Below are 500 nucleotides of genomic sequence, written 5' to 3'. Positions count from 1 at the left end.
GAACTCGCCCTTGTAGTCGGCACACCAAAGATCGTTAGGGCGACAGCCGTTTGAAAGTGGTGTCCCCGTCGCCCTGTTGCGCCTGCGCTTGCGGCGCTCGACCATGCCGGCGGTCGAGCACGGCATGCACGGTCGAGATCGCGGGCCGGTGCACATCCGGATACAGCCGGGCCAGCCGCTCGCGTATCTTCGGCGCACCCCATGTCGGCTTGTCTTGCTTGAGGCGCACAATCAGCTTCTCGATTTGAAACGGAAGCTGATTGGCGTGGCGATAGGGCCGCCGCGATCGGTCCGTCAGCCCCTCCAGGCCGCTGTCGTTGTAGCGCGTGAGGATCTTGTAGCCGGTCTTGCGCGAGATATCGAACTCCCGGCAAAGCACCGCCATCTTCTCGCCGTCCAGCAGCCGGGCGACGAACTTCAGCCGCTCTTCCATGACGTTACACTCCTTCCAAGGCACCTTGCTCTCCTTGCAAAGGGCCGAAAGTGTAACCCATCTATCC

The 500-nt window shown here is 62.2% G+C and carries 1 pseudogene; it reads right to left on the bottom strand.

The features are described from left to right. Nucleotides 1-433, bottom strand: a pseudogene (locus EOB49_RS34645) (helix-turn-helix domain-containing protein); the annotation flags it as partial. Between the last annotated feature and the right edge of the window lie 67 nt (nt 434-500).

Origin of the sequence: Mesorhizobium sp. M7A.F.Ca.MR.148.00.0.0, assembly GCF_003997735.1 — a bacterium.
Lineage (GTDB): Bacteria > Pseudomonadota > Alphaproteobacteria > Rhizobiales > Rhizobiaceae > Mesorhizobium.
The sequence above is the reverse complement of the archived record's forward strand: the minus strand, read 5'-3'. Positions and strand labels throughout refer to the sequence as shown.